The sequence below is a fragment of the Escherichia sp. Lx600-2 genome (assembly GCF_036662595.1).
GTDB lineage: Bacteria > Pseudomonadota > Gammaproteobacteria > Enterobacterales > Enterobacteriaceae > Escherichia > Escherichia coli.
Window position 1 is genome coordinate 1 of sequence record NZ_JAYQWM010000062.1, and the last position, 20,268, is coordinate 20,268.

Here is a 20,268-nt window from a genome sequence, read left to right on the forward strand (position 1 = left end):
GCTGATAGAAACAGAAGCCACTGGAGCACCTCAAAAACACCATCATACACTAAATCAGTAAGTTGGCAGCATCACCGTCGGCGCGATGCTTTTCAATTAATATCGCTGGCATACCCGCAGAACCGCCAAGATACTTGCTGATATCGCCCGGCATTCTGACGGGTTTGAAAATCAATTTTTTTACTACCGTCTCTTTTTGGTAGCACTTTTCCCAGACTGCAGAAAATGAGTGGTTTTCAAGTTGTTCAATAAAGCCCGGAGCAACTTCAGGATTAATATATGTTTCGTGATAGAAAACTTTATGTCCTTCCAGCGCCCCCCAGCCGGTGATGCGATAGAGTTCAGTTGATGGCGTCACTGCAATCAGTGGCGCGAGCGTCTCGGGAATATCGCTGGTACGGTTTTTCTCGGTAAACCCCCAGGAAGGCTCTCGCCCTTGCTCAATTGCGGCCCGCTGAAAGCTCGCCGACAGCTCCGGACTGTAATTAAATCGCGGCTGGGTCACGAACCACCCCTTACGATCCTTACGGAAGATTTTGGATTCTGCCTCGAGGTTCAACAACGCCTGGCGCAGCGTCATACGTTTAATGCCCAGCAGTTCTCCCAGCTCTCTTTCTGAAGGGAGTTTTCCACCCGGCGTGGTGATGCCATCTTTCAACCACCGATCCAGTTTCTCTTTTGCATTTTCTACGGTGGATTGATTCTCCGCCATTGTTTAATCCTTTTGGTTTAAACCAGATGAAGCATCTTACGCTTACGCCAAAAAAGAAAGCAATTAACGGCGTATGACTTTGCAGATAATTGTGACAAAGCTCTCTATTGACGTAACCACAGACTTATAAGGGAGATACTCGCATTGGTGTGCGCTCACGACAGGCAAAAAAAAACCTGCCATCGCTGGCAGGTTTTTTATGACTAAAAAACGAAATTAATCGTCTTTCGGTGCGCGGTTGGCGCGACGACGATCGTTTTCCGTCAGGTGACGTTTACGAATACGGATAGAGGTCGGAGTCACTTCTACCAGTTCGTCATCATCGATGAACTCCAGAGCTTGTTCCAGAGTCATGCGGATAGGCGGAACCAGAACAACGGCTTCGTCAGTACCGGAAGCACGCATGTTGGTCAGTTTCTTACCGGTCAGGCAGTTTACAGTCAGGTCGTTAGAGCGGCTATGAATACCGATAATCTGACCTTCGTAAACTTCTGCACCGTGACCGAGGAACAGCTTACCGCGATCCTGCAGACCGAACAGCGCGAACGCTACCGCTTTACCCTGACCGTTAGAGATCAGTACACCGTTCTGACGCTGACCCACTTCACCCGGACGTACGTCGTCGTAGTGGCTGAAGGTGGAGTACAGCAGACCAGTACCGGAAGTCATGGTCATGAACTCAGAACGGAAGCCAATCAGACCACGGCTTGGGATCACGTAGTCGAGACGTACGCGGCCTTTACCGTCTGGATTCATGTTTTTCAGGTCGCCTTTACGTTCGCCCAGCGCCTGCATTACAGAACCCTGATGCTGTTCTTCAACGTCCAGCGTCACGTTTTCGTAAGGCTCTTGTTTACGACCGTCGATTTCACGGAAGATTACTTTCGGACGGGATACCGCCAGTTCAAAACCTTCACGACGCATGTTTTCGATAAGAACAGACAGGTGCAGTTCGCCACGACCAGAAACGCGGAACGCATCGGCGTCTTCGGTTTCTTCTACGCGCAGCGCAACGTTGTGTACCAGTTCTTTGTTCAGACGATCCAGGATCTGACGAGACGTTACGAACTTACCTTCTTTACCGCAGAACGGCGAGGTGTTAACGCAGAAGAACATAGAAACGGTCGGCTCATCAACGGAGAGTGCCGGCAGCGCTTCCACATTTTGCGTGTCGCAAACGGTATCAGAAATATTCAGTTCGCCCAGGCCCGTGATCGCTACGATATCGCCAGCTTCCGCCAGATCGGTTTCGATACGTTCCAGACCGAGGTGGCCCAGCACTTTACCGACTTTCGCGTTGCGGGTTTTGCCTTCGCTATCGATGATAGTAACCTGCTGGTTCGGCTTCACTTTACCGCGCTTGATGCGGCCAATGCCGATAACGCCAACATAGCTGTTGTAATCGAGCTGAGAAATCTGCATCTGGAACGGACCGTCAAGGTCAACGTCCGGCGCAGGAACGTGGTCAACAATCGCCTGATACAGCGGGGTCATGTCTTCCGCCATATCTTCGTGGTCCAGACCCGCGATACCGTTCAGCGCAGAAGCGTAAACGATCGGGAAGTCCAGCTGCTCGTCGGTCGCGTCGAGGTTAACGAACAGATCGAATACCTGATCCACAACCCAATCAGGACGCGCGCCAGGGCGGTCAACTTTGTTGATAACAACAATCGGCTTCAGGCCGTAAGCAAACGCTTTTTTGGTTACGAAGCGCGTTTGCGGCATCGGGCCGTCAAATGCGTCAACCACCAGCAGCACTGAGTCTACCATGGACATTACACGTTCAACTTCACCACCGAAGTCGGCGTGCCCCGGGGTATCAACGATGTTGATACGGTAATCATTCCATTTGATAGCGGTGTTTTTCGCGAGGATGGTAATCCCACGCTCTTTCTCCAAATCGTTGGAGTCCATCACGCGCTCTTGGGTTTCGGCACGAGAGTCGAACGTACCGGATTGTTGGAGCAGCTTGTCTACCAGGGTGGTTTTACCATGGTCTACGTGCGCGATGATGGCGATATTACGCAATTTTTCGATCACAACTTTGCCTCAGGCATTAGAAATAGCGCGTTATTGTACACGGATTAATCGCACTACAAAACAGGATCACAAACATCCTCCGCAAACAAGTATTGCAGAGTCCCTTTGTGATCGCTTTCACGGAGCATAAAAAGGGTTATCCAAAGGTCATTGCACCAATATGGTGCTTAATGTTTCCATTGAAGCACTATATTGGTGCAACATTCACATCATGGTGCAGCCCTTTTGCACGATGTTAAGCATGATAACGCCTTTTAGGGGCAATTTAAAAGTTGGCACAGTTTTCGCTTTATCTTTTTTACGGCGACACGGCCAAAATAATTGCAGATTTCGTTACCACGACGACAATGACCAATCCAGGAGAGTTAAAGTATGTCCGCTGAACACGTACTGACGATGCTGAACGAGCACGAAGTGAAGTTTGTTGATTTGCGCTTCACCGATACCAAAGGTAAAGAACAGCACGTCACTATCCCTGCTCATCAGGTGAATGCTGAATTCTTCGAAGAAGGCAAAATGTTTGACGGCTCCTCGATTGGCGGCTGGAAAGGCATTAACGAATCCGACATGGTGCTGATGCCAGACGCATCCACCGCAGTGATTGACCCGTTCTTCGCCGACTCCACCCTGATTATCCGTTGCGACATCCTTGAACCTGGCACCCTGCAAGGCTATGACCGTGACCCGCGCTCCATCGCGAAGCGCGCTGAAGATTACCTGCGTTCTACTGGCATTGCCGACACCGTACTGTTCGGGCCAGAACCTGAATTCTTCCTGTTCGATGACATCCGTTTCGGATCATCTATCTCCGGTTCTCATGTTGCTATCGACGATATCGAAGGCGCATGGAACTCCTCCACCCAATATGAAGGTGGTAACAAAGGTCACCGTCCGGCAGTGAAAGGCGGTTACTTCCCGGTTCCGCCGGTAGACTCTGCTCAGGATATTCGTTCTGAAATGTGTCTGGTGATGGAACAGATGGGTCTGGTGGTTGAAGCCCATCACCACGAAGTAGCGACTGCTGGTCAGAACGAAGTGGCTACCCGCTTCAATACCATGACCAAAAAAGCTGACGAAATTCAGATCTACAAATATGTTGTGCACAACGTAGCGCACCGCTTCGGTAAAACCGCGACCTTTATGCCAAAACCGATGTTCGGTGATAACGGCTCCGGTATGCACTGCCACATGTCTCTGTCTAAAAACGGCGTTAACCTGTTCGCAGGCGACAAATACGCAGGTCTGTCTGAGCAGGCGCTGTACTACATTGGCGGCGTAATCAAACACGCTAAAGCGATTAACGCCCTGGCAAACCCGACCACCAACTCTTATAAGCGTCTGGTCCCGGGCTACGAAGCACCGGTAATGCTGGCTTACTCTGCACGCAACCGTTCTGCGTCTATCCGTATTCCGGTGGTTTCTTCTCCGAAAGCGCGTCGTATCGAAGTGCGTTTCCCGGACCCGGCGGCTAACCCGTACCTGTGCTTTGCTGCCCTGCTGATGGCCGGTCTTGATGGCATCAAGAACAAGATCCATCCGGGCGAAGCCATGGACAAAAACCTGTATGACCTGCCGCCAGAAGAAGCGAAAGAGATCCCACAAGTTGCAGGCTCTCTGGAAGAAGCACTGAACGAGCTGGATCTGGACCGCGAGTTCCTGAAAGCCGGTGGCGTGTTCACGGATGAAGCGATCGATGCGTACATCGCTCTGCGTCGCGAAGAAGATGACCGCGTGCGTATGACTCCGCATCCGGTAGAGTTTGAGCTGTACTACAGCGTCTAATAGTTGAAGTTGTACTACCCGGCGCAACAACGCCGGGATTTAGTTGCCGTGGAAACTTTCAGCCCATCTCTGCATGGGCTTTTTTCTCCGTCAATTCTCTGATGCTTCGCGCTTTTTATCCGTAAAAAGCTATAATGCACTAAAATGGTGCAACCTGTTCAGGAGACTGCTTTATGGCAACAGGCACGCAGCCCGATGCTGGGCAGATCCTCAACTCGCTGATTAACAGTATTTTGTTAATCGATGACAACCTGGCGATCCATTACGCCAACCCCGCCGCGCAACAACTGCTCGCCCAAAGCTCCCGCAAATTGTTTGGTACGCCGTTACCGGAACTGTTGAGCTACTTCTCATTAAATATTGAGCTGATGCAAGAAAGTCTGGAGGCGGGGCAAGGTTTTACCGATAACGAAGTGACGCTGGTGATCGACGGTCGCTCGCATATCCTTTCTGTGACGGCCCAGCGTATGCCGGACGGCATGATCCTGCTGGAGATGGCGCCGATGGATAACCAGCGCCGCTTAAGTCAGGAACAGCTACAGCACGCCCAGCAGGTTGCTGCCCGTGATTTAGTGCGCGGCCTGGCACATGAGATTAAAAATCCGCTTGGCGGTTTACGTGGCGCGGCGCAGCTACTCAGCAAAGCATTACCTGACCCGTCACTACTGGAATATACCAAAGTGATTATCGAACAGGCGGACCGGCTGCGAAATCTGGTCGACCGTCTGTTGGGGCCGCAGCTGCCCGGTACGCGCGTGACCGAAAGTATTCACAAAGTAGCTGAACGCGTGGTAACGCTGGTGTCGATGGAACTGCCGGACAACGTGCGGTTGATTCGTGATTACGATCCCAGCCTGCCGGAACTGGCGCACGACCCGGATCAAATTGAACAGGTCTTGCTGAATATTGTGCGCAATGCGCTACAGGCGCTGGGGCCGGAGGGTGGTGAAATCATTCTGCGTACCCGCACCGCGTTTCAACTGACCTTACACGGCGAGCGCTACCGGCTGGCGGCGCGGATTGATGTGGAAGATAACGGGCCAGGCATTCCGCCTCATTTGCAGGATACGCTGTTTTACCCGATGGTCAGCGGCCGCGAAGGTGGCACCGGGCTTGGCTTATCCATCGCTCGTAATTTGATTGATCAGCATTCAGGCAAAATTGAATTTACCAGTTGGCCAGGGCATACCGAGTTCTCGGTTTACCTGCCTATCAGGAAATAAAGGTGACGTTTATGCAACGAGGGATAGTCTGGGTAGTCGATGACGATAGTTCCATCCGTTGGGTGCTTGAACGTGCGCTCGCTGGAGCGGGTTTAACCTGTACGACATTTGAGAACGGCGCGGAGGTACTGGAGGCGCTGGCGAGCAAAACGCCGGATGTGCTGCTTTCAGATATCCGTATGCCGGGAATGGACGGGCTGGCGCTGCTCAAGCAGATTAAACAGCGCCATCCGATGCTTCCGGTCATCATTATGACCGCACATTCCGATCTGGATGCTGCCGTCAGCGCCTATCAACAAGGGGCGTTCGATTATCTGCCCAAACCGTTTGATATCGACGAAGCCGTGGCGCTGGTTGAGCGCGCCATCAGTCATTACCAGGAACAGCAGCAGCCGCGTAATGTTCAGCTTAACGGCCCAACGACCGATATCATCGGCGAAGCGCCAGCCATGCAGGACGTGTTCCGTATTATCGGTCGGCTTTCGCGTTCTTCTATTAGCGTGCTGATTAACGGCGAATCCGGTACCGGTAAAGAACTGGTCGCTCATGCCCTGCATCGCCACAGTCCGCGAGCCAAAGCGCCGTTTATCGCGCTGAATATGGCAGCTATCCCAAAAGATTTGATCGAATCAGAACTGTTTGGTCACGAGAAAGGCGCGTTTACCGGCGCGAATACCATTCGTCAGGGGCGTTTTGAACAGGCTGATGGCGGTACATTATTTCTCGATGAAATTGGCGATATGCCGCTGGATGTGCAGACGCGTTTGCTGCGCGTGCTGGCAGACGGTCAGTTTTACCGCGTTGGCGGCTATGCGCCGGTGAAAGTGGATGTGCGGATTATCGCTGCCACTCACCAGAATCTCGAACAGCGGGTGCAGGAAGGTAAGTTCCGTGAGGATCTGTTCCACCGCCTGAACGTTATCCGCGTTCATCTGCCGCCACTGCGTGAGCGTCGGGAAGATATTCCCCGCCTGGCACGCCATTTTTTACAGGTTGCTGCGCGCGAACTGGGCGTAGAAGCGAAGTTGCTGCATCCGGAAACCGAAGCTGCTCTGACGCGTCTGGCGTGGCCGGGTAACGTACGCCAGCTGGAAAACACCTGTCGCTGGCTAACAGTGATGGCCGCCGGGCAGGAAGTGTTGATTCAGGATTTGCCCGGTGAACTGTTTGAATCAACGGTTGCGGAGAGTACTTCGCAAATGCAACCGGACAGTTGGGCAACGCTGTTAGCACAGTGGGCAGATCGGGCGCTACGTTCCGGTCATCAAAATCTGCTTTCCGAAGCGCAGCCAGAGCTGGAGCGGACGTTACTGACGACCGCGTTGCGACATACGCAGGGGCATAAACAGGAAGCGGCGCGGCTACTCGGCTGGGGCCGCAACACTCTGACGCGTAAGTTAAAAGAGTTAGGGATGGAGTGATTCACGGCTTGTGTGTAAAGATTGATTATTGAGCGCAAATTGCTGGTATTTTGCGCTTTACTGTTCCGATAAGTTCAGTATGATCTTGCCCGGAAAACGGGGAGAGTCATTATGCTGGAATCAATAATTAATCTGGTATCGAGTGGCGCAGTTGACAGCCACACACCGCAAACTGCCGTTGCTGCCGTGCTGTGTGCCGCGATGATTGGGCTGTTTAGTTGAGTTTCAGATTGCTGATGAAGTGCTCTTTGTTCATGCCGGATGCGGCGTGAACGCCTTATCCGGTCTACAAAAGCAATATTTTCAACAGGTTTTGTAGGCCTGATAAGCGTAGCGCATCAGGCAATCTTGTTCTCAGCACATTGATGGCGCTTTCGTTTTCTACTTTGTAAACGAAGCGCCATTCACTATTTAAATCACCCGAGAGAACTGCTGCATCCGCGCTTTCTGGCGCAGATAGGTATCAAAGCACATGCAAATGTTGCGGATCAGCAAGCGACCTTTCGCCGTAACCTGTATTCCCTTCTCATCCACATCCACCAGCCCATCTTTTGCTAACGGGGCGAGCAGCTTGAGATCTTCCGCAAAGTAATCAGCGAAGTGCAAATCCCACTGTTTCTCAATAGGGGCGTAATCCAGACGGAAGTTGCAGATGAGCGACTTAATCACATCGCGGCGAATACAGTCATCACGCGTTAGCGCAATACCACGCCACAGCGCATTGCCTTGTTCATCCACTTGCTGATAGTACTGCTTCAACTCTTTCTGGTTCTGCGCGTAGCAGTCGCCAATCATGCTGATAGCGGAAACGCCCATCCCCAGCAGATCGGTATCGCCCTGAGTGGTGTAGCCCTGGAAGTTACGATGCAGCACGCCTTCACGCTGGGCCACTGCCAGCTCGTCATCCGGACGGGCAAAGTGATCCATACCGATAAACTGATAGCCCGATTGCGTCAGGAAGGCGATGGTTTCCTGCAGGATATCGAGTTTTTGCTGCGGACTCGGCAGGTCAGCATCTTTGATTTTGCGCTGAGCAGCAAAAATGGTCGGCAGATGCGCGTAGTTAAAGACACTCAGACGATCGGGGTTCAGCTCCGCCACACGTTTCAGGGTAAAGGCGAAACTCTCCGTCGTCTGTTTCGGCAGGCCGTAAATCAGGTCGATGTTGGTGGAGGTAAAACCAATCTCACGCGCATGGTTAAGCAGTGCAAAGATGAACTCTTCATCCTGCTCGCGGTTAACCAGACGTTGCACTTCTTTGTTGAAGTCCTGCACGCCCATGCTCAGGCGATTAAAGCCTTCGGCGCGTAAATGATCGAGTACATCCAGTTCGATTTCCCGCGGATCGACTTCGATCGAAATCTCCGCATCGGCATTGAACTGGAAGTTTTCGCGCAGCAGCTTCATCAGGCGGCTGATTTGCGCTTTATTCAGATACGTCGGCGTTCCACCGCCCCAGTGCAGCTGGCTGACGTGACGCCCGGCGAACAGCGGTGCACGATGGACGATTTCTTGCTCCAGCGCGTCCAGATACTGATCGGCCTTGTGCTGCTGGCGAGTAACAATCTTATTGCAACCGCAGAAGTAACAAAGCTTATGGCAGAACGGGATATGTACGTAGAGAGATAATGGACGCTCAGGATAGCGCGCCACGGCTTGTAAAAACGCCTGTTCGCCGAAGTCTTCTGAAAACTCCAGCGCGGTCGGGTACGAGGTGTATCGTGGCCCGGAATAGTTATATTTCTGGATCAGGGCCAGATCCCAGTCGATTTGCTGTACAGACATGCTCACTCCTTCCGATGGCGTCTCTGGCGGCTACGGCGTACCGGCGGATGCCCGTTTCGGGTCATCAGCCGGTTGCGCAGCCACTTTTGTCGCCGCGACAACCGCTGTAGTTTAACGAATAACCACACCAGATAACATATAACCGGAAGGGTTATCAGCAGAACGGGAAGGCCCACGGCGGCAATCCGTTAGTTGCCCCGCAGCAGACGCATCATGTCTTCTTGCTTCTCGTCTTCTTCCTCTTCTTCGTCATCGTCATAAGAGAGGCCGAGTTTCTGCATCAACTCATCAATACGATCCAGTTTAGCATCCACCCAGGATTGCTCTTCGGCACTCAGGGTTTCGCCTGCTTCCAGACGTTCCAGCAGCGCATCCAGACGCTCATCCGTTTCCAGTAATTCCAACTCCGCCTGCGGTGAAAGCATAGGTTTCTCACTCTTCGGTTTGTGCTGTTTGGTGACTTTTTCAGTCACGCCCAATGGAATAGGGGTTTTACTGCCAATACGTGGATCTTTTGGTGCGTTCTGGCCTTTGCTGCCTGACGTGGTGTTACCGCCCGCTGCGCGGCTGCCCGGCGCATGACCACGACGTTTTTTCTGACGCTTGCGGTCACGAGCTTCCTGATTCAGCTCTTCGCGCGTTTTGCGACGCGCTTTTGCATGACCTTTGCTGCGTGATGGTGAAGATGGTTTCATAATGGTTCGTCTTTTAGCCGTTTTATTCAGTATAGATTTGCGGCGGAATCTAACAGAAAGCAAGCAAAGAAAAAAGGCGACAGATTACTCTGTCGCCTTTTTTCCTGACTCATAACCCTTAACGGGTCTTACAATCCTTGCAGGCCGCCAACACACCCTGTTTTTCCATTAGCCGGAACAATCCGTGTTGATTCCATTTCCGTTTAATTACGTCTCCGGACGTTTGTCTTCCTGACAATCCTCTGTCTTCGCCTCCTGGCGCTCCTGACCCTCATCCTGAGTCATTGTTCCTGTTAGCGTCCTCGCTCTATGGGTGTTACTTTACGCCTTTGCTTTAAACAAACAATCAACCGCCATCAGTATTTGCACATTTTCAGAGTTTTATATAAAAGCAATTCACTGATTTATATAGCTTATTTGACATGCATCGCAGAATTTTCTCTGCTATTTCGCATAAAGACTATCGGCAATGTCTCACAAAGCGTATGGCTTTTACTTACAACGCTCACGCCGAAAAATCCGCCTTTTATTATGGTTCAGGTATAATCGCCACAAAGCTTTGACTGACGGAGACGACCGCTTTGACTAATTTGAATTATCAACAGACGCATTTTGTGATGAGTGCGCCTGATATTCGCCACCTACCTTCCGATACCGGAATTGAAGTGGCTTTTGCAGGCCGTTCCAACGCAGGTAAATCCAGCGCGCTGAACACGCTGACTAACCAGAAAAGCCTGGCTCGTACCTCAAAAACCCCAGGACGCACCCAGCTTATCAACCTGTTTGAAGTGGCTGACGGCAAGCGTCTGGTTGACTTGCCTGGGTACGGTTATGCGGAAGTCCCGGAAGAGATGAAGCGCAAATGGCAGCGCGCGCTCGGCGAGTACCTCGAAAAACGTCAGAGCCTACAAGGTCTGGTAGTGCTAATGGATATTCGCCATCCGCTGAAAGATTTGGATCAGCAGATGATTGAGTGGGCGGTAGACAGCAATATCGCCGTGTTGGTACTGCTGACCAAAGCGGACAAACTGGCAAGTAGCGCACGTAAAGCGCAATTGAATATGGTGCGTGAAGCGGTGCTGGCGTTTAACGGTGATGTGCAGGTTGAAACGTTTTCTTCGCTGAAGAAACAAGGCGTGGACAAGCTGCGGCAGAAACTGGATACCTGGTTTAGCGAGATGCAGCCTGTAGAAGAAACGCAGGACGGCGAATAATTTTCTTGCCTTAATGCTTGTGCCGGATGTGGCGTATCCGGCCCGTAAATTCAATAGATTACAATTCTACCGTTGGCCTGATAAACATGGCGCATCAGGCATTGCGGATTTTTTCTTTCGCCCAATAAAAAACGCCCCAGTCATTACTGACTGGGGCGGCTAAAATATTCAGCCAAATCCGATTACGTGAAGTAAAAGGTCTGAAAGATAGAACATCTTACCTCTGTACCCTACGCGACTAACTTTACTCTTTTTTGTTCAGTTCAGAAAGCACTTTTTGTAATTTTTTTTCAGTTGTTGCATAGGAATTTCTAATAGCCATCACAAAACGTGACAGCTTATGTTGCTTACTTACGAAAAAAGGGCATGTTCAGGCGAATCTTAGTGCGCCTGATCCCAGTTTTCGCCACTCCCCACTTCCACCAGCAACGGCACATCCAGACGGGTACAGTTTTCCATCAGTTGATGAATCTGCTTCGCGACGGCATCGACATCATCTTTATGGACTTCAAATACCAGTTCATCGTGTACCTGCATGATCATACGTACACGCGGTTGCTCAGCCTGTAACCACGCATCAACGGCAATCATCGCCCGTTTGATAATGTCGGCGGCGGTTCCCTGCATTGGCGCGTTAATGGCTGCACGTTCAGCCGCTGCACGACGAGCACCATTGCTGGATTTGATATCCGGCAGATACAGACGGCGTCCGTCCAGCGTTTCAACGTAGCCCTGCTCTTTCGCCTGAGCACGGGTGCGTTCCATATACTCCAGCACGCCAGGGTAGCGTTCGAAGTAAAGGTCCATGTACTTCTGCGCTTCTTTACGTGGAATGTTCAATTGCCGCGCCAGACCGAAAGCACTCATGCCATAAATCAGACCAAAGTTGATCGCTTTCGCGCTACGGCGTTGCTCGCTGGTGACGGTTTCCAGTGGCAAACCAAACACTTCTGCCGCCGTTGCCCGGTGGATATCTTTTCCTTCCGCGAATGCGGTCAGCAAGCCTTTGTCACGCGAGAGATGCGCCATAATGCGCAGTTCAATCTGCGAGTAGTCCGCTGAGACAATCACATAATCCTCTGGCGCAATAAACGCCTGGCGGATACGGCGACCTTCTTCGTTACGTACCGGAATGTTTTGCAGGTTAGGATCGGTTGACGATAAACGTCCCGTTGCAGTTACTGCCTGGTGATAAGAGGTATGCACACGCCCGGTTTTCGGGTTGATCATCAGCGGCAGCTTGTCGGTGTAGGTCGATTTCAGCTTCGCCAGACCACGATACTCCAGAATCACTTTTGGCAACGGATAGTCCAGCGCCAGTTCTTCCAGTACCTCTTCCGACGTTGACGGCGCGCCACCCGGCGTTTTCTTCAGCGGTTTAATGCCCTGTTTTTCAAACAGAATGGTTTGTAACTGCTTGGTGGAAGAAAGGTTAAATTCCTCACCTGCAATTTCATGCGCTTTCTTTTCCAGCTCAGCCAGACGCAAGGTAAGCTCTTCAGAATGATTGTGCAGCACTTTCGGATCGATCTTCACACCGTTACGTTCAATGCGTGAAAGCACCGGCACCAGCGGCATTTCGATATTCTCGAAGACGTTCAACGGCCCTTTGTGTTTTTGCAGATCCGGCCACATTTTCAGATGCAACTGCAAGGTGACATCTGCATCTTCGGCGGCGTAACGTCCGGCCTCTTCGAGGGCAATCTGGTTAAAGGTCAGTTGATTTTTGCCTTTACCCGCAATCTCTTCAAAAGTGATGGTTTTGTGCTTCAACCAACGTTCTGCGAGGCTGTCCATATCGTGACGGCCAGCAACGCTATTGAGAATGTAGGACTCCAGCATGGTATCAAACGCAATCCCACGCAGCTCAATGCCGTAATTCGCCAGAATACCGCGATCGTATTTCAGGTTTTGCCCGACCTTCAGCGCCTTTTCATCTTCCAGCAGCGGTTTTAGCAACTCGAGTGCACGCTCGCGAGAGATTTGATCGGGCGCATCAAGATAATCATGAGCAACCGGAATATATGCCGCTACGCCTGGCTCGATAGCAAAAGAAAGCCCGACCAGGTTAGCAGAGATGTTATCAAGGCTGTCGGTTTCGGTATCAAATGCAAATACCGGCGCTTTTTCCAGCTTCGCAATCCACGCTTTCAGTGTTTCTTCATCAAGGATGGTGACGTAGTTGTCATAAGAAATCACCGTTGCCGTCACTTCTGGTGCTTCGTCTGCAACACTGGTTTCCTGTGGCTTCGCGGCGGGTTTTGCCCCTTTGGCCTGTAACCATTTGCCCGCTTCGACATCAGCAGTCCAGCGTTTGAACTCATACTTTTTGAACAGCCCCAACAACTCTTCCGCTGCCGGTTGCTGCACTTCCAGTTGTTCACAGGTCAGCTCCAGTTCAACGTCGGTTTTAATCGTCGCCAGCTGGTATGAGAGATAAGCAACTTCTTTGTTTTGCTCGAGCTTCGCTGCCATTGTTTTCGCGCCACGGAAGCTCAACCCAGCAATTTTTTCTGGCTCGGCATACAGCGTATCCAGCCCGCCAAGACCTTGCAGCAATGCCTGCGCGGTTTTTTCACCGACGCCCGGTACGCCAGGAATGTTATCAGAGGAGTCACCCATCAGCGCCAGGAAATCGATGATCAGTTCTGGCGGCACGCCGTACTTATTCACCACCTCTTCCGGTCCGAGGATGGTATTCGTCATGGTATTGATAAGCGTAATATTTGGCGTCACCAGCTGCGCCATATCTTTATCGCCAGTGCTGATCAGCACCGGACGCCCGGCTTTTTCGGCTTCGCGCGCCAGAGTACCGATAACGTCGTCCGCTTCTACGCCAGAAACCGCCAGCAGCGGCAGTCCCATCGCTTTAACCATCGCGTGCAAGGGTTCGATTTGTGCACGCAGATCGTCCGGCATTGGCGGGCGATGTGATTTGTAATGTTCAAACAGTTCATCACGAAAGGTTTTTCCCTTGGCGTCAAAGACCACCGCTGCATGCGTCGGTTTATATTGCATGATCAGACTGCGCAGCATGTTGAGGACACCATACATCGCACCGGTCGGCTCGCCTGCGCTGTTAGTCAGCGGAGGAAACGCGTGATATGCGCGATAAAGATAAGATGAACCATCTACAAGGATAAGTGGATTTTGGGGGATCTGAACCATAATGTCCGTGCCTGTTTATCAGATTATGGGTAAAGGATGCCACAGACAGGATAAAAACATGAGTTTTTCACCGCTTTTCGTGAAAATCTTTTGTAGATCTTCTGGATCGCTCGCAAATCGTCATGTGGATAACTTTGTGCATAAATTATTTACATCGCTTTTAATTTATTATCATGCTTTTTACAGCATGATGTTTGTCTTTGTTTTTCATGCAGTTAAAAATAAAGCCATCCCTAATAATTGAGATAATGGGATTTTTTCTAATGTGGATAGATATGAATTATTTTTCTCCTTAAGGATCATCCGTTATTTGGGTCGTTTTCTGCTAAAATCTGCGCCTTGCGCTTCTTTAGCGCACTGTCTATGGCTAACCTTTTGAATAAATTCATTATGACGAGAATACTCGCTGCGATAACCCTTTTGCTGAGTATCGTATTGACCATTTTGGTCACTATTTTTTGCTCCGTCCCGATCATCATTGCCGGGATTGTAAAACTATTGCTACCTGTGCCAGTCATTTGGCGAAAGGTTTCGCGTTTTTGTGATTTTATGATGTATTGCTGGTGTGAAGGTCTGGCGGTATTACTGCATCTGAACCCACACCTGCAATGGGAAGTTCACGGGCTGGAAGGGTTAAGTAAGAAGAACTGGTATCTGCTTATTTGTAACCACCGTAGTTGGGCAGATATTGTCGTACTGTGCGTGCTGTTTCGTAAGCACATTCCGATGAATAAATATTTCCTCAAGCAACAGCTGGCCTGGGTGCCATTTCTTGGCCTGGCGTGCTGGGCGCTGGATATGCCGTTTATGAAGCGTTATTCCCGCGCTTATTTATTACGTCATCCGGAGCGACGTGGTAAAGATGTTGAAACCACTCGGCGTTCTTGTGAAAAGTTTCGCCTGCATCCCACCACCATTGTCAATTTCGTTGAAGGCTCCCGTTTCACGCAAGAAAAACATCAGCAAACCCACTCCACTTTCCAAAACTTGTTGCCACCAAAGGCGGCAGGCATTGCGATGGCGCTAAATGTACTGGGTAAACAATTCGATAAACTGCTTAATGTTACGTTGTGTTATCCGGACAATAACCGTCAGCCGTTCTTCGATATGTTAAGCGGTAAACTGACGCGGATTGTCGTACATGTGGATTTACAGCCTATTGCCGATGAGTTACATGGCGACTACATCAATGACAAAAGCTTTAAGCGCCATTTTCAGCAATGGCTGAACTCATTGTGGCAGGAAAAAGACCGACTTCTGACGTCGTTGATGTCATCACAGCGGCAGGACAAGTAAATTTTGCTCGCCTCTGAATGAGCAGAGGCGAGTGAGTATTTTAATGAACAAAACGTCCGGCACGAGACATAAATTCTTCTTCGCTCATCTCCTGTCCGTTAAAAACAACTTTACCCGGTGTATAACGCAGCTGCAGCGAGGCGGTATTGTTGTCAATCGTGATTAACTGAAACATCTGACCTAATGTCATCATCCCGCTGATTTGTTTATCAGCCTGCTTTTGCGCTTTTTCCGCATCCATTCCTTCAGATAAATTAAGCTGTTTTGCGGTTTCTGTGACGACATTAAGCGGTAACTTCACATCAAAATTGAGCGATTTGATATCTTTGTTTGTGGATGATGAAGATTTGGCTGGGTCGGCAATACTGATATCCAGATTGGCATTTAGTTCGCCGAGTGCGTTCTTCCATCTTACCGGTTGTTTAATGGTCGGCTCACTTTGTTGTAATAACGGTAAATACTCTTTGAACAATGCAGCATTCACTTCTTGCAGAGCAACTTCATCGTTTGCTAATTCAGGGTGTGCAGCAAGCTGCTTCTGCATCGCAATGTTATACTGGATGATAAATTGGCGCACTGCTGAGGGATCAATAGATTCAGCAATCAATGACCACTCACCACTACCGAGTTGCTGATTCCCTTTTGTTAACTTATCAAGTTCGTAGGTCAGATTGACATTGATATAATCTTTGTCTTTAACGCGATCCAGCCTGGTTTTTGCAACGAAAGCATCGATTTGGGCAACGTCTTCCCCGTGATTGATAATGTTAATCTGATTAAATTTCGACTCGCTTTCACCAACCGGAAATTTCTTTTCTTCTAATCGCGCCAGAGAATCAATGGTAAAACTTTTTGCCGTTACTTTGTTCATTGGTGAAAATTGCAGAACAATATCTTCGACTTTGCCTTCAATATCCAGGTTAGACAATGAACTACCATCACCATTAAAAGTAAACTGGCCTTCACCAAAAGAGAATTTTCCATACTCTGCAGGGGCAACATCTAATGTCGTGGAGAATGAGCCACCAAACGCGAATCGCAATGTCGCTTCCACGGGCGATTTATTTTTCGCGGCGATAAATAGCGGTTGTGTCAGTTCATTATTCACTAAGTTCACTTTTGCCGCTGCCAGTGCTGGGATGACATTACCATGCATTAACATTGTGATGGGCAACGGACCGTGCTCAACATCCACATCAAATACAACTTTCTGGCCTGGCTTGATATTGAGATCAGGTGCACCGTTATCGAATGTCATTTGCATTTGAAAACGGGAATTAAAAAAGCCTTTGTCAAAATTTTGATAACTTAACGTCATATCGTAGGCATGTTCACCTTTCTTTTTAGCATCGTTAAAATCTTTAATAAATTTTTCGACACCAGGCTGAATTTGCGTACCTGTGTACCATGTGCCACCACCCCAGATTACGGCTAACGCAACAATAACACCTGTAGCTGACTTACGTATCATATAAATATTCCCTGATAAAACAGCAAAACTTTGAATATCCACTTATGCTGAAATAATGTCCAGCGGCAGGATGCATTATCAGAATGTATTTATATTTATTAAATAATAAAAAAAGCCCGTGAATATTCACGGGCTTTATGTAATTTACATTGAATTATTTTTTCTCGGACAGATATTTCACTGTATCAGCATACTGCTGAACAAAAACATCCATATTGCTGGTATCCATACCCTGCGGATTCAGCTGATATTTACCGTTAACAAACATCGCCGGAACACCACGCAATTGCACGTCAGCTGCAGCTTTTTCCTGCTGAGCGACCAGAGATTTCACCACGAAGCTGTTCCACGCCGCGTCGTACTCTTCACCTTTAATACCTGCGTTGATAAATACATCGCGGATATCAGAAGCAGAACGAATGGTCTGGGTTTTCTGTACGCCTTCAAACAGCGGAACAGTCACTTTGTCTTCCACGCCCAGCGCCATCGCCACAGCCCATGCCTGAGTCAGATCTTTGCCCAGGTCACCACCCATGAAGTTGACGTGGTATTTAGTCATCTTCACGCCTTCCGGCAGTTTTTTCTTCACATTATCAGAAATATGCAGAACTTCTTCAAACTGATAGCAGTGCGGGCAGAAGAAAGAGAAAAACTCCAGCACTTGCGGCGCGCCAGCTACCGGTTTTTCCAGGGTAGTGTACTGTTTACCATCTTCATACTGCGCCGCCGATGCGCTAAACGCTAAAACTAAACCAGCCAGCGCCAGCCAAATCTTTTTCATGATCTACTCTCTCCGATTAATACATAGGTGTTAATTGCAAAGGGGGTTCTTGTAGAACTTTTGCCTGTTCTATAAAAGTCGCCGTCTGTCGTAGCCAGTAATCTTCCCCGGTTAACCACGGGAAATTTTTCGGGAACGCGGGATCAGCCCAACGCCGCATTAGCCAGGCAAGATAATAAACCAAACGCATGGCGCGTAAAGGTTCAATCAGTCCGATTTCAGCGGTGTCGAACTCGCTAAATTCTTCATAAGCTTCAATAATAGTTTCCAGTTGCATCCGCTGCTCGGCTTTATCGCCATTGAGCAACATCCACAAATCCTGAATAGCTGGACCATTACGTGCATCATCCAGATCAACAAACATTGGACCATCGCGCCAGAGAATATTCCCGGCGTGGCAGTCTCCATGTAGCCGCAGAACGGTGAAATCTTCCCGCCAGTGTGCTGTAACGGCGGCGATCAGCTCATCTGTCGCTTTCAGGAATGCCGCTTTCAACCCGGAAGGTATCAGTGTAGCGTCCTCAAACAGCTTGCGTGGCTCAATGAGATATTCATTCAGACCGATGGTCGGGCGATGGATAAAAAGCTGTTTGCGCCCCGTCTGGTGCATACGCCCTAAATAACGCCCAACCGCTTCCATCTGATCGATATTATCAGCTTCGAACTGGCGACCACCGACGCTTGGAAAAACAGCGAAATAAAATCCCTGATGATTCAATAAAGTCTGACCGTTAAAAGCCACAGGTGCTGCGACCGGAACTTCATCATTTACCAGCTGCAACGCAAATTGATGTTCTTCGAGGATTTGATCGGCTGTCCAACGTTCAGGGCGATAAAATTTGACGACAAAACGTCGACGATCTTCGTCCTGAAATTGATAGACACGGTTTTCATAGCTGTTAAGCGGGGTAAGACCGGAATCCACCCGGATCCCTTGCTCAAACAGAGCGTCCATGATGGTATCCGGGTGTAGTGTCTGGAAAGTAAAAGCGCTGTTGTTCATCCCATCATCCGGAAAACATTACGAATGATGAAGGATATCATTTCACGATGATTTTGGTGGCGCCGCTTACAAGCTTTTACTCTTTAATTACGCCGCGAGCGCGTAACAGCGCCGTTTTGAAGTCTTCCTCATAATCTTTCTGCAAACCCGGGATCACCGCATCTTTCGCGGAATCACGCATTTTCAGGTGATAGATCAGAATGTCATCCGTCAAATCCGCCAGTTCGCCGTCAAAACCTGACTCTTTCGCCAGTTTCTGCAAAAATTGCAACAGGTTAAGGTCTGGCTCTTTTTGCCAGGCTGGCTGGAGGAGTTCAATAACTTCATTCAGACGTTTACATTTCATAGTAATGCTCCTTACTCTTGAGACAGACACGTTAGCAGGGTCAATCCCACAATAAAAGAGGCGATATCGGTGAATCTGATGACGACGATAACAGGCGTTGTGCTGGCAGGCGGTAAAGCCAGACGAATGGGCGGCGTAGATAAAGGATTGCTGGACTTAAATGGCAAACCGCTGTGGCAACATGTCGCTGACGCGCTTATGACGCAGCTCTCTCACGTCGTGGTTAATGCTAATCGTCATCAGGAAATCTATCAGGCAGGCGGTCTGAAAGTGATTGAAGATTCACTGGCGGATTACCCAGGCCCTCTGGCAGGGATGCTTTCAGTAATGCAGCAGGAAGCTGGTGAGTGTTTTTTGTTTTGTCCGTGCGATACGCCTTACATTCCCCATGATTTAGCCACCCGGCTTAATCATCAGCGCAAAGATGCGCCTGTCGTGTGGGTCCATGACGGTGAACGCGATCACCCGACTATTGCTCTGGTAAACCGCGCTATTGAGCCTTTATTGCTGGAATATCTGCAAGCAGGAGAACGCCGGGTAATGGCATTTATGCGTCTGGCTGGCGGGCATGCGGTTGATTTCAGCGATCATAAAGATGCATTTGTTAACGTGAATACGCCAGAGGAGCTTGCCCGATGGCAGGAAAAACGATGATACCGTTACTCGCCTTTGCCGCGTGGAGTGGTACCGGAAAAACTACGCTTTTGAAAAAACTGATCCCGGCATTATGCGCCAGAGGGATCCGTCCAGGGCTGATTAAGCATACGCACCATGATATGGATGTTGATAAGCCAGGCAAAGATAGCTATGAGCTGCGCAAGGCTGGCGCGGCACAAACCATCGTTGCCAGCCAGCAACGATGGGCCTTGATGACGGAAACACCAGACGAAGAAGAGCTGGATCTACAGTTTCTCGCAAGTCGAATGGATACCTCAAAGCTGGATTTGATTCTGGTCGAAGGGTTTAAGCATGAAGAGATCGCAAAGATTGTGCTGTTTCGCGATGGAGCCGGACATCGACCTGAAGAATTAGTGATAGACAGGCATGTTATTGCTGTAGCCAGTGATGTGCCGCTTAATCTTGATGTCGCATTACTGGATATTAATGATGTTGAGGGGCTGGCTGATTTTGTGGTGGAGTGGATGCAAAAGCAGAACGGATAAGCAAGAGTAGGCTGGATAAGACGCGCCAGCGTCACATCCGGCATTTTTTTCTGCACCAACGCAAAAAGGCCATCCTGACGGATGGCCTTTCGCTTAATTTGATGCCTGGCAGTTCCCTACTCTCGCATGGGGAGACCCCACACTACCATCGGCGCTACGGCGTTTCAC

17 protein-coding genes and 2 pseudogenes are annotated in these 20,268 nt (G+C 49.7%); 8 read left to right on the plus strand and 11 right to left on the minus strand.

Going from position 1 to position 20,268, the window contains the following annotated elements:
• Positions 1-76: 76 nt before the first annotated feature.
• Both OQV04_RS18145 and typA read right to left on the minus strand, forming a co-directional pair.
• Positions 77-712 (minus strand): annotated as a pseudogene (locus OQV04_RS18145) (GntR family transcriptional regulator); the annotation flags it as partial.
• A gap of 216 nt (positions 713-928) precedes the next feature.
• Positions 929-2,752, minus strand: coding sequence for a ribosome-dependent GTPase TypA (gene typA / locus OQV04_RS18150; protein WP_000570668.1), 1,824 nt, complete (start codon positions 2,750-2,752; stop codon positions 929-931).
• 372 nt (positions 2,753-3,124) lie between these two features.
• Between typA and glnA the strand changes: the two genes are divergently transcribed.
• From glnA to OQV04_RS18170, 4 genes are all read left to right on the plus strand, one after another.
• On the plus strand, positions 3,125-4,534 hold the full coding sequence (gene glnA / locus OQV04_RS18155) for a glutamate--ammonia ligase (protein ID WP_001271717.1): 1,410 nt from the start codon (positions 3,125-3,127) through the stop codon (positions 4,532-4,534).
• Positions 4,535-4,707: 173 nt separating this feature from the next.
• Positions 4,708-5,757, plus strand: coding sequence for a nitrogen regulation protein NR(II) (gene glnL, locus OQV04_RS18160; protein WP_000190577.1), 1,050 nt, complete (start codon positions 4,708-4,710; stop codon positions 5,755-5,757).
• Positions 5,758-5,768: 11 nt separating this feature from the next.
• Positions 5,769-7,178: a nitrogen regulation protein NR(I) gene (gene glnG / locus OQV04_RS18165; RefSeq protein WP_001188777.1), complete on the plus strand. Its 1,410-nt coding sequence runs from the start codon at positions 5,769-5,771 to the stop codon at positions 7,176-7,178.
• A gap of 111 nt (positions 7,179-7,289) precedes the next feature.
• Complete coding sequence (locus OQV04_RS18170; protein ID WP_000893994.1) at positions 7,290-7,400, plus strand: YshB family small membrane protein; 111 nt, start codon at positions 7,290-7,292, stop codon at positions 7,398-7,400.
• 189 nt (positions 7,401-7,589) lie between these two features.
• Here OQV04_RS18170 and hemN read toward each other — a convergent pair whose 3' ends face one another.
• From hemN to OQV04_RS18185, 3 genes and pseudogenes are all read right to left on the minus strand, one after another.
• Complete coding sequence (gene hemN, locus OQV04_RS18175) at positions 7,590-8,963, minus strand: oxygen-independent coproporphyrinogen III oxidase (protein ID WP_032281924.1); 1,374 nt, start codon at positions 8,961-8,963, stop codon at positions 7,590-7,592.
• A 188-nt stretch (positions 8,964-9,151) separates the two neighbouring features.
• The gene (yihI, locus tag OQV04_RS18180; protein WP_001300530.1) at positions 9,152-9,658 is read right to left on the minus strand and encodes a Der GTPase-activating protein YihI; all 507 of its coding nucleotides are present in this window, start codon (positions 9,656-9,658) and stop codon (positions 9,152-9,154) included.
• A 118-nt stretch (positions 9,659-9,776) separates the two neighbouring features.
• Positions 9,777-9,943, minus strand: a pseudogene (locus OQV04_RS18185) (hypothetical protein).
• A gap of 296 nt (positions 9,944-10,239) precedes the next feature.
• On the opposite strand from OQV04_RS18185, the gene yihA reads away from it, so the two are divergent.
• Complete coding sequence (gene yihA, locus OQV04_RS18190; RefSeq protein WP_001600772.1) at positions 10,240-10,872, plus strand: ribosome biogenesis GTP-binding protein YihA/YsxC; 633 nt, start codon at positions 10,240-10,242, stop codon at positions 10,870-10,872.
• Between the two features lie 168 nt (positions 10,873-11,040).
• Here yihA and OQV04_RS25150 read toward each other — a convergent pair whose 3' ends face one another.
• On the minus strand, positions 11,041-11,088 hold the full coding sequence (locus OQV04_RS25150) for a spot 42 RNA, inhibition of DNA synthesis (RefSeq protein ID WP_071892919.1): 48 nt from the start codon (positions 11,086-11,088) through the stop codon (positions 11,041-11,043).
• 165 nt (positions 11,089-11,253) lie between these two features.
• The gene (gene polA, locus OQV04_RS18195; protein ID WP_000250006.1) at positions 11,254-14,040 is read right to left on the minus strand and encodes a DNA polymerase I; all 2,787 of its coding nucleotides are present in this window, start codon (positions 14,038-14,040) and stop codon (positions 11,254-11,256) included.
• 363 nt (positions 14,041-14,403) lie between these two features.
• On the opposite strand from polA, the gene OQV04_RS18200 reads away from it, so the two are divergent.
• Positions 14,404-15,336 (plus strand): acyltransferase, encoded by a 933-nt coding sequence (locus OQV04_RS18200; protein ID WP_001303740.1) that lies wholly within the window; start codon positions 14,404-14,406, stop codon positions 15,334-15,336.
• A 40-nt stretch (positions 15,337-15,376) separates the two neighbouring features.
• Here the strand turns inward: OQV04_RS18200 and OQV04_RS18205 are convergent, their stop codons facing one another.
• From OQV04_RS18205 to OQV04_RS18220, 4 genes are all read right to left on the minus strand, one after another.
• A complete protein-coding gene (locus tag OQV04_RS18205) occupies positions 15,377-16,807 on the minus strand; it encodes a YdgA family protein (protein WP_021578157.1) in 1,431 nt (476 codons plus the stop codon).
• A 154-nt stretch (positions 16,808-16,961) separates the two neighbouring features.
• Positions 16,962-17,588 (minus strand): thiol:disulfide interchange protein DsbA, encoded by a 627-nt coding sequence (gene dsbA, locus OQV04_RS18210; protein WP_000725337.1) that lies wholly within the window; start codon positions 17,586-17,588, stop codon positions 16,962-16,964.
• Positions 17,589-17,604: 16 nt separating this feature from the next.
• Positions 17,605-18,591 (minus strand): stress response kinase SrkA, encoded by a 987-nt coding sequence (gene srkA, locus OQV04_RS18215; RefSeq protein WP_001065516.1) that lies wholly within the window; start codon positions 18,589-18,591, stop codon positions 17,605-17,607.
• Positions 18,592-18,667: 76 nt separating this feature from the next.
• A complete protein-coding gene (locus OQV04_RS18220) occupies positions 18,668-18,937 on the minus strand; it encodes a YihD family protein (protein ID WP_001295263.1) in 270 nt (89 codons plus the stop codon).
• A gap of 69 nt (positions 18,938-19,006) precedes the next feature.
• Between OQV04_RS18220 and mobA the strand changes: the two genes are divergently transcribed.
• Both mobA and mobB read left to right on the plus strand, forming a co-directional pair.
• Positions 19,007-19,591: a molybdenum cofactor guanylyltransferase MobA gene (mobA, locus tag OQV04_RS18225; protein ID WP_332642467.1), complete on the plus strand. Its 585-nt coding sequence runs from the start codon at positions 19,007-19,009 to the stop codon at positions 19,589-19,591.
• Positions 19,573-20,100 carry a molybdopterin-guanine dinucleotide biosynthesis protein MobB gene (gene mobB / locus OQV04_RS18230; RefSeq protein ID WP_000907622.1) on the plus strand — a complete coding sequence of 176 codons (528 nt, stop codon included), beginning with the start codon at positions 19,573-19,575 and terminating at the stop codon, positions 20,098-20,100. Before mobA ends, mobB begins: the two co-directional genes overlap by 19 nt.
• Positions 20,101-20,268: the final 168 nt, after the last annotated feature.